The sequence below is a fragment of the Leisingera sp. S232 genome (assembly GCF_049800895.1).
Classification (GTDB): Bacteria; Pseudomonadota; Alphaproteobacteria; order Rhodobacterales; family Rhodobacteraceae; genus Leisingera.
The window spans coordinates 309755-318280 of sequence record NZ_JBNAFX010000001.1; the positions used below are offsets into that span (position 1 = coordinate 309755).

Sequence of the window (8526 nt, forward strand, 5' to 3'; positions counted from 1 at the left end):
CTGGTACAGCCCCTGTTTCCCGAGCCAAACCTCATCTGGTGTCTTTTCTAAGTTTAGGCTTCGAGGAGCACCAAAATGAACGTCCCCAACCCCAAGATCACCACAGGCGGATTGCCTGCATCGCGTAAGATCTACGTGAGCGGTGAACGGTTTCCCGATATCCGCGTGCCGATGCGGGAAATCTCCACACACCCCACCGCAGGCGAGGCACCGCTGCCGGTCTATGACAGCTCTGGTCCCTACACCGACCCGGCGGTGCTGACCGACATCCGCCAGGGCTTGCCTGGCTTACGTCGCCAGTGGATTCTGGACCGCGGCGATGTTGAGGAATACGATGGCCGTGACGTGCAGCCCGAGGACAACGGCTTTGCCAGCGGCGCGCGTCTGGTGCCGGAATTCCCGGTAAAGCCGCGCCCGCTGCGTGCCAAGGATGGCAAGGCGGTGACCCAGCTGGCCTATGCCCGCGCAGGTATCGTGACACCGGAAATGGAGTTTATCGCGATCCGCGAAAACCAGCTGCGCGAAGCTGTGGCGCCCGCGCGCGACGGCCACGACTGGGGGGCCAATATCCCCGATTACGTCACCCCGGAATTCGTCCGGGATGAGATCGCCGCAGGCCGCGCCATCATTCCGAACAATATCAACCACCCGGAAAGCGAGCCGATGATCATCGGCCGCAATTTCCTGGTCAAGATCAACGCCAATATGGGCACTTCGGCTGTCACCTCCTCGATGGAAGAGGAAGTCGACAAGCTGGTCTGGTCGATCCGCTGGGGCGCCGACACGGTGATGGATCTGTCTACCGGCCGCAACATCCACAACACCCGCGAATGGATCGTGCGCAATTCGCCGGTGCCGATCGGCACCGTGCCGCTGTATCAGGCGCTGGAAAAGGTGAACGGCATCGCCGAGGACCTGACCTGGGAAGTGTTCCGCGACACGCTGATCGAGCAGGCGGAACAGGGCGTCGACTATTTCACCATCCATGCCGGTGTGCGCCTGCACATGGTGCCGATGACGGTGAAGCGGGTGACGGGCATCGTCTCGCGCGGCGGCTCGATCATTGCGCAGTGGTGCTTGCACCACCACAAGGAAAGCTTCCTCTACACGCATTTCGACGAGATCTGCGACATCTGCCGCAAGTATGACGTGGCCTTCTCCCTTGGCGACGGTTTGCGCCCGGGTTCGATTGCCGACGCCAATGACGAGGCACAGTTTGCTGAGCTGGAGACTTTGGGCGAGCTGACCAAAATCGCTTGGGCCAAGGACTGCCAGGTAATGATCGAAGGGCCGGGCCATGTCGCCATGCACAAGATCAAGGAGAACATGGACAAGCAGCTGGAGTGCTGCCACGAGGCGCCGTTTTACACTCTGGGGCCGCTGACCACCGATATCGCGCCGGGCTATGACCACATCACCTCTGGCATCGGGGCTGCGATGATCGGCTGGTTCGGCTGCGCCATGCTGTGCTACGTGACTCCCAAGGAGCATCTGGGCCTGCCTGACCGAGACGACGTGAAGGTGGGTGTGATCACCTACAAGATCGCGGCCCATGCAGCGGATCTGGCCAAGGGCCTGCCGGGCGCACAGCGGCGCGACGATGCGATCTCGCGGGCGCGGTTTGAATTCCGCTGGGAAGACCAGTTCAACCTGGCGCTGGATCCGGAAACCGCCCGCGACTACCACGACCAGACCCTGCCGAAAGAGGCGCATAAGGTGGCGCATTTCTGCTCCATGTGCGGGCCGAAGTTCTGCTCGATGCGGATTTCCCACGACATCCGCGCCGAGGCACAGAAAGAAGGCATGGAGGCGATGGCCGCCAAGTTCCGGGAAGGCGGCGAGCTGTACATGCCTGCCAAAAAAGTGGAACCAGCCGAGTGATCACCATCGCCGGCGCAGGCCTTGCCGGTCTCGCCTGCGCCTTCGAGTTGGCGCAGCGCGGGGCGGCGGTCACCGTCTATGAGCGGGGCGAGATCCCCGGAGACAGCAGTGTCGCGCGTTTTGCCGGCGGCATGCTGGCGCCATGGTGCGAACGCGAAAGCGCCGAAGAGCAAGTGATCACCCTCGGCAGCCGCGCCTCGGACTGGTGGTCCAAGATCACCCCGGTCCACAGGCGCGGCACGCTGGTGGTGGCGCCTGCCCGCGACCGGGCGGAGCTGACCCGTTTCGCCCGCCGCACATCCGGTCACCGCTGTGTGGACACTGCGGAGATTTCGACAATGGAACCGGCCCTGGCGGGGCGGTTTGCGCAAGGGTTGTTCTTTGCAGAGGAGGCACATCTGGATCCGCGCCGCGCATTGCGCGACCTCAGTGCCAAGGTTCAGGCGATGGGGGCACAGATCCGCTATGGCACCCCTGCCCCTATCCGCGTCACGCTGGACTGCACCGGCATGACGGCGCCCCTGCCCGGCCTGCGTCCGGTGCGCGGCGAAATGGCGGTCCTGCACTGCCCGGATGTGGACATCAGCCGCACGTTGCGGCTGCTGCACCCCCGGATGCCGCTCTATCTTGTGCCACGCGGCGACGGGCATTTCATGATCGGCGCCACCATGATCGAGAGCAGCTCGGACCGCCCAGTGACCCTGCGCTCGCTCAGCGAGCTGCTGAATGCGGCCTTCACCCTGCACCCCGCCTTTGCCGAGGCCAGCGTAGCGGAAACCGGTGCAGGTCTGCGCCCCGCATTTGCCGACAACCTGCCGCGGCTGACCGAACAGGACGGCACGCTTTACCTGAATGGCCTCTACCGGCACGGCTTCCTGCTGGCGCCCGCGATGGCGCAACAAGCCGCTGCCCGATTGATACCGGAGACAACAGATGAAGATCATCGTGAACGCCAAACCGCATGACATCGCAGGCAACACCCTGGAAGCCGCACTGCAGGAGCTGGGGTTTACCAGCCCAGCCGTTGCAACCGCATTGAACGGCGCCTTTGTGGCGCGGGCCAATCGCGGCGATGCGCAGCTGGCCGAAGGCGACCGGCTGGAAGTGCTTGCTCCGATGCAGGGAGGCTGAAATGCAGATTTACGGAACAGACATCACATCCCGGCTGTTGCTGGGCACGGCGCAGTACCCCTCCCCCGCCATTCTGGCCGAGGCGGTGCGAGCAAGCCGCACAGAGATCATCACCGTCTCCTTGCGCCGGGAAACCTCCGACGGCTCCGGCACCGGCTTTTGGGAGCACCTGCGGCAGACCGGCTGCCGCATCCTGCCCAATACCGCCGGCTGCCATTCGGTGCAGGAAGCCGTAACCACCGCCCGTATGGCGCGGGAGCTGTTTGATACGCCTTGGATCAAGCTGGAAGTTATCGGCCATTGCGACACGTTGCAGCCGGATGTGTTCGGGCTGGTAGAAGCCGCGCGCATCCTGTCCGCGGACGGTTTTCAGGTCTTCCCTTACACCACCGATGATCTGGTGGTGGGGGAGAAACTGCTGGAGGCAGGCTGTGAAGTGCTGATGCCCTGGGGCGCGCCGATCGGCTCTGGCCAGGGGCTGCGCACCCCGGATGCGCTGCAGACGATGCGGGCGCATTTCCCAGAGGTGCCGCTGATTGTGGACGCGGGCATCGGGCGACCATCGGATGCGGCACAGGCGATGGAGCTGGGCATGGATGCGGTACTGCTGAACACTGCCGTGGCCAAGGCCGGGGATCCGGCTGGAATGGCCCGAGCGATGGCGATGGCAATTGCGGCCGGACGGGCGGGATACAAGGCCGACCCGATGGAACGCCGCGATATGGCTGTGCCCTCGACACCTGTCCTTGGAATGGCGGAGTTCGCATGATGGAAAGGTTCTATCTGATTGTGGGCCACGTGGGACGGCTGGAGCTGCTGGTGCCCCAAGGCGCCAAGCTGGTGCAGTTGCGGATCAAGGACGAAGCGGATGCAGAAATCCGCCGCCAGATTGCCAGGGCACGGGATTTCTGCGCGGTATATGGCGCACAGCTGGTGGTGAATGATCATTGGCAGGCAGCGCTGGATCTGAACTGCAATTTTGTCCACCTTGGCCAGGAAGACATGGACACCGCCGACTTTGCCGCGTTGCGCCGAAAAGGGGTGCGTTTTGGCCTATCGACCCATGACGAGGCAGAACTGGACCGCGCCTTGTCCCTTGCGCCGGAATATGTGGCGCTGGGTCCGGTTTACCCAACGCTTTTGAAGAAGATGAAATGGGAGCCGCAAGGGCTGGAGCGGGTCACGCGCTGGAAGCAGATGGCCGGGAAGACACCGCTTGTCGCGATCGGAGGCCTGACGCCGGAGCGGCTGCCAGACGTGTTTGCGGCAGGCGCAGACAGCGCCGCAGTGGTCACCGACATCCAGCTGGCTGACGACCCGGAAGCCCGCACCCGAGACTGGGCTGAGGCCTGCCGCGTCAAGGAAGCTTCATGAAACGCTATGCGCGCCAAATGATCCTGCCTGAGGTGGGGGCAAGCGGGCAAAACCGGCTGGCGCGCGCCCATGTGCTGGTGGTAGGGGCTGGCGGCCTTGGCTGCCCGGTTTTGCAATACCTGGGCGGTGCCGGAGTGGGCCGGATCACCGTGGTGGACGGCGACACGGTGGAGGAGAGCAACCTGCACCGGCAGGTTCTCTATTCCATGGCAGACCTCGGCCTGCCCAAAGCAAAAGCAGCCCGGCAGCATTTGCGCGCCGCCAATCCTGACCTGCAAATCACAGCACTGGTTCAGCGTCTCGATGCCGCCAATGCAGTGCAAATGGTGGCTGACGCCGATCTGGTGGTGGATGCGGCGGACAGTTTTGCGGTGTCTTATATCCTGTCGGATGAATGTCTCAGGCAGGGTAAGACGCTGATTTCGGCCTCCGCCCTGGGGCAGTCGGGCTATGCTGGTGGGTTCTGCGGGGGAGCGCCTTCCTTGCGCGCGGTGTTCCCGGATCTGCCTACGCGCACCGCGACCTGTGCGACCGCCGGAGTGATGGGTCCTGCCGTTGGCATGATCGGCGCCCTTCAGGCCCAGCTAGCCCTAAAGGCACTGCTGGGTCATGAGCCATCGCCGCAAGGGCAGCTGTTTGTGTTCCGGCTCGCAGAGCTGCAGGCAAGCACGTTCCGGTTCGACGGAGCTGAGGAACCAGAGGACACCCTGCCCTTCATTGCCGCCTCTCAGATTTTGGCACAGGATACTGTGATCGATCTGCGTGCTGCAGCCGAAGCACCGCAGCTGCCAGCGCCGCAGGCCAAGCGGATTGCCCGCCAAGACCTGCCCGGCACCGGACTGCCGCGCCAGGGGCGGATTGTATTGTGCTGCCACAGCGGCCTGCGGGCCTGGGGCGCGGCGCAGGATCTGCGGCAGGCAGGGTACGGCAATGTGGCTTTGCTTGCGGCAGGTGACAGCGTATGACGGCCATTCTGGCCATCGGCGGCACCGACAGCAGCGGCGGTGCGGGCCTTACGCGGGATGCCGCGATGGCGGCCGAGCTGGCTATCCATCTGCGCCCAGTGGTGACAGCCGTCACCGTCCAGACCGACGAAACTGTTCTGCGCATTCACCCCTGCCCAGCGCAGACTGTGGCGGCACAGGCCCATGCTGCTCTTTCAATATTCCCGGCGCCCGGGGCCGCGAAGATCGGCATGCTGGGCTCCGCTGCAACGGCAAAGGCCGTAAACACGGCTTTGCCTGCCGGGCTGCCAATTGTTCTGGACCCGGTACTAAAGGCCACATCCGGCGGCACATTGATGGAGGCCGGCGGGTTTGGTCCCCTGTTGCGCCGCGCCGCGCTGGTCACGCCCAACCTGGCAGAACTGGCGGTTCTGGCAGGCACGGGAGAAACTGCCGAAACCCAGGCAGCAGCACTGCTGGCGCAGGGTCTGCAGGCCGTTCTGGTCAAAGGCGGCCACGGCACCGGCGACGACAGCATTGACCTGCTGTTCGAGGCGAAAGGCACGGTCACGCCGTTTGCGGCATCGCGGCTGGCCGTCTCCAAACGCGGCACGGGATGCAGTCTTGCCACCGCCATAGCCTGCCATTTGGCCAAAGGCGCCCCCCTGCCGGACGCCTGCCGCAGCGCCAAGCGGGACGTGCACCGCTGGCTGCGCTGCTGAGTGAAACCGCAGGCCTGCTGCATGACCAAGATCACTGTCCTGCCCGCTGACCAAACCGCGCGCACGGAAACGAAGCGGCCAGGAGGTGCAAAACGGGCGGTTCAGGTCTAAACCTGCTTCAGCGCATCCAGAAGCCTTCGGACTTGATCCGGTTGCGGATCGCCTGTTCGCGGCGCGGCAGGTTTTCGCGGTCAAACAACGCCCGCACCTTTTCGCCACGCCCCTGAAAGATCATGCGCTTGGCCGGTTCATAGCCCTTCAGCACTTTTTTGATCCGGTTCGGCGCGGCAACCTCGTGCAGCACTTCCACCACACGATCGCTTTCACGCGCATAAAGCAGCGGGAACAGCCGATAATGGCAGCTGGTGGCACCGTCCAGATATCCAGCGGGCAAGGCATCGCGGCCGCCGCCAAAGGAATGGATCACCAAGGGCAGCACGATCTGGTCCAGCCAAGGGTCGAGGCTCTGCCCAGCCAGCTCCTGCGGCGGATCGTTTCTGACCGACTGGGCATAATCCAGAAACCGAGAGCCAAAGGCCCGCGGACAGGCGCCGTAGAAAAAACCTGCGTTGAAATACAGGTAACGTTTCCAGAACTCATCCGGCTGACTGAGATCAAGGCTGGACGGAAAATCCAGACCGAAGCGGTCATAGAGCGCCTTCCAGATCCTCGCGTACCCCGGCCCATAGAGTGTCGGCTTGGGCCAGGTGCCCTCAACCCGCAGCGACGCTGAGGGACGAGAAAAATCAAACGGCACGTCAGACAGTTCGCCGGTGATCAACGTATCTGAATCAAAGAACACAAAGGGTTCGCCCTCCGGCAGGGCCTGCAGCGCCTCGATCTTGTTGCCATAGGGGTATGCCGCGCCAAAGGCGTTGCTTTCAAATGGCAGGATCTCCGCGCCCAGATCCGCCAGTGCCTGCAAGACGTCCCGGTTGCCGATACTGGGGTCCTTGTCCCACAGCGGTCCAGGCTGTGGCACCGCAACAAACAGCCGTCCGGCAAAGCCCGGAGAGCAATGCCGCAAGGAGGCTGCAAACAACAGCGCCTCATACTGCAGCCGGCCGGCCTGGCCGACAATCATCACGTTGAATGGGGCATTTGCCATTGTTTTCCCCGTTTTCCGTCTCTGCCGCGCGGTTAAGACTGCCATTAAGGCCGCAAAGAGAACTGCCTGCTAAGGTAGGTATAAGCCGACAGGATAGCGCGCAACCGGCCATTGGAAAATCTGGGCGCCTTGTGACGCAAAAGGCGCCATGAGTGGAGAAAGACGATGTTTGATGTGATCCTGGCGATTCTTGCCGCCTCCGTGCCGCCCGGAGACGGCACAGACGGTCTGGCAGTGCAGGCGCCCACGAAGCAGCCCACGCAAACCGCGCTGACGGCAGAACCGCAGGAGGCCACCGGCCGATTCACCACTGCGCTGGAGGTCAAACCGATCCTGGCGGCGACCCAGGCCAATTGGATTCATGTGCGCGAATTCGACGGTCAGGACCTGCTCTATGTGACTCATCTGTGGTCCTGGCGCTGCGGGTTGGCCCAGATCAAGCTGAGCGTAAACGGTGCTGCGCCTGAAGTCTGGCCGCTGCCGGACTGCCATCTGGAGGAGGGTTTTCCCAACATGATCCAGGAGGAGGACGGCCTACCCTACCGCGGCTATCCGCTGGACTCCATCCAGCAGGTCTCTGTCGAAGTGACTTATGATGACCTGACAGTCGAACAGCTGACAGTCGGCCGCAACGGCCAGCCGCTGCAATAGGCAAGAGCTTCACTGCCCCTTTTTTACAGTCAATCAGGCGCGGCAGACTGCGTGCGGCCCAAGGTATTCCACCGGGTCGCACGCAGTCGCCCTCCGCTGCGTGCGCTCTCCACCGCCCCATTCCTTGGTGCTTTCCGGAATGTTCCGCCCTTCTTCACACACGTGCTCCTAAGCGGTTTTGGGGGCGGACGCCCCTGTTCATTCACATGCCCGCAACAGCCATTCCGCGAGGTTCATTGCAGCAAGTTTGCAGAACTGGCATTTTGTCGAAAAAGACCCCTTGCGACCCACCTGCGAAGGATGCTAATCGCAGTTTCACAGCTCGGCGCCCCTATAGCTCAGCTGGTAGAGCAACTGATTTGTAATCAGTAGGTCCGCGGTTCGAGTCCGTGTGGGGGCACCAATTTGTTTAGAAATACCCATATAGATCAGCGCCTTAGGCTGGCGACAATTTTTCTGAACCCACTAAACGCCCCATCTTTGATTTTCGATACCTTGGCATTCCGCGATGGTCCGGGATGGTCCTGCCGCCAGTTGCTGGGTGCGGAATCATGGCCCCATGAAAGAGAAAGCTCCGCGCTGGGCGGGGGCGTTGTTGCACAAAGGCCGTAGAGGATTCACTTTGCGAATCCCGTAGGTTAGATCGGCGGCATGCCGAAGCCTGCCTCTTCCCGCTATCGAACAACGAACTGGTCCAACTATAACGCATCACTTC

9 protein-coding genes and 1 tRNA gene are annotated in these 8526 nt (G+C 62.8%); 9 read left to right on the forward strand and 1 reads right to left on the reverse strand.

Annotation, left to right across the window (positions count from 1 at the left end; translation table 11 throughout):
* Window positions 1-75: 75 nt before the first annotated feature.
* The 7 genes from thiC to thiD are packed head-to-tail and all read left to right on the forward strand — an operon-like array spanning window position 76 to window position 6052.
* Complete coding sequence (thiC, locus tag ACP151_RS01495; protein WP_424977050.1) at window positions 76-1881, forward strand: phosphomethylpyrimidine synthase ThiC; 1806 nt, start codon at window positions 76-78, stop codon at window positions 1879-1881.
* Window positions 1878-2846, forward strand: a complete 969-nt coding sequence (locus ACP151_RS01500) for an FAD-dependent oxidoreductase (RefSeq protein ID WP_424977051.1) — start codon at window positions 1878-1880, stop codon at window positions 2844-2846. Before thiC ends, ACP151_RS01500 begins: the two co-directional genes overlap by 4 nt.
* Window positions 2815-3012, forward strand: a complete 198-nt coding sequence (thiS, locus tag ACP151_RS01505; protein WP_424977052.1) for a sulfur carrier protein ThiS — start codon at window positions 2815-2817, stop codon at window positions 3010-3012. The genes ACP151_RS01500 and thiS overlap by 32 nt, the downstream gene beginning before the upstream one ends.
* Window position 3013: 1 nt before the next feature.
* The gene (locus ACP151_RS01510; RefSeq protein WP_424977053.1) at window positions 3014-3781 is read left to right on the forward strand and encodes a thiazole synthase; all 768 of its coding nucleotides are present in this window, start codon (window positions 3014-3016) and stop codon (window positions 3779-3781) included.
* The gene (locus ACP151_RS01515) at window positions 3781-4386 is read left to right on the forward strand and encodes a thiamine phosphate synthase (protein ID WP_424977074.1); all 606 of its coding nucleotides are present in this window, start codon (window positions 3781-3783) and stop codon (window positions 4384-4386) included. Before ACP151_RS01510 ends, ACP151_RS01515 begins: the two co-directional genes overlap by 1 nt.
* On the forward strand, window positions 4383-5351 hold the full coding sequence (locus ACP151_RS01520) for a ThiF family adenylyltransferase (RefSeq protein ID WP_424977054.1): 969 nt from the start codon (window positions 4383-4385) through the stop codon (window positions 5349-5351). The genes ACP151_RS01515 and ACP151_RS01520 overlap by 4 nt, the downstream gene beginning before the upstream one ends.
* Window positions 5348-6052 carry a bifunctional hydroxymethylpyrimidine kinase/phosphomethylpyrimidine kinase gene (gene thiD / locus ACP151_RS01525; RefSeq protein WP_424977055.1) on the forward strand — a complete coding sequence of 235 codons (705 nt, stop codon included), beginning with the start codon at window positions 5348-5350 and terminating at the stop codon, window positions 6050-6052. Before ACP151_RS01520 ends, thiD begins: the two co-directional genes overlap by 4 nt.
* 118 nt (window positions 6053-6170) lie before the next feature.
* On the opposite strand, the gene ACP151_RS01530 is transcribed toward thiD, so the two are convergent.
* Window positions 6171-7160, reverse strand: a complete 990-nt coding sequence (locus tag ACP151_RS01530; RefSeq protein WP_424977056.1) for a hypothetical protein — start codon at window positions 7158-7160, stop codon at window positions 6171-6173.
* 165 nt (window positions 7161-7325) lie between these two features.
* Between ACP151_RS01530 and ACP151_RS01535 the strand changes: the two genes are divergently transcribed.
* Window positions 7326-7811 (forward strand): hypothetical protein, encoded by a 486-nt coding sequence (locus tag ACP151_RS01535; RefSeq protein WP_424977057.1) that lies wholly within the window; start codon window positions 7326-7328, stop codon window positions 7809-7811.
* Window positions 7812-8138: 327 nt separating this feature from the next.
* Window positions 8139-8214, forward strand: a tRNA-Thr gene (locus tag ACP151_RS01540).
* The last annotated feature ends 312 nt before the right edge of the window (window positions 8215-8526 follow it).

What these genes read in the sequence shown, in the direction of transcription:
- thiC (WP_424977050.1), top strand. Translation starts at nt 76, where the DNA reads ATGAACGTCCCCAACCCCAAGATCACCACAGGCGGATTGCCTGCATCG.
- thiS (WP_424977052.1), top strand. Translation starts at nt 2,815, where the DNA reads ATGAAGATCATCGTGAACGCCAAACCGCATGACATCGCAGGCAACACC.
- ACP151_RS01510 (WP_424977053.1), top strand. Translation starts at nt 3,014, where the DNA reads ATGCAGATTTACGGAACAGACATCACATCCCGGCTGTTGCTGGGCACG.
- ACP151_RS01515 (WP_424977074.1), top strand. Translation starts at nt 3,781, where the DNA reads ATGGAAAGGTTCTATCTGATTGTGGGCCACGTGGGACGGCTGGAGCTG.
- ACP151_RS01520 (WP_424977054.1), top strand. Translation starts at nt 4,383, where the DNA reads ATGAAACGCTATGCGCGCCAAATGATCCTGCCTGAGGTGGGGGCAAGC.
- thiD (WP_424977055.1), top strand. Translation starts at nt 5,348, where the DNA reads ATGACGGCCATTCTGGCCATCGGCGGCACCGACAGCAGCGGCGGTGCG.
- ACP151_RS01530 (WP_424977056.1), bottom strand. Translation starts at nt 7,160, where the DNA reads ATGGCAAATGCCCCATTCAACGTGATGATTGTCGGCCAGGCCGGCCGG.
- ACP151_RS01535 (WP_424977057.1), top strand. Translation starts at nt 7,326, where the DNA reads ATGTTTGATGTGATCCTGGCGATTCTTGCCGCCTCCGTGCCGCCCGGA.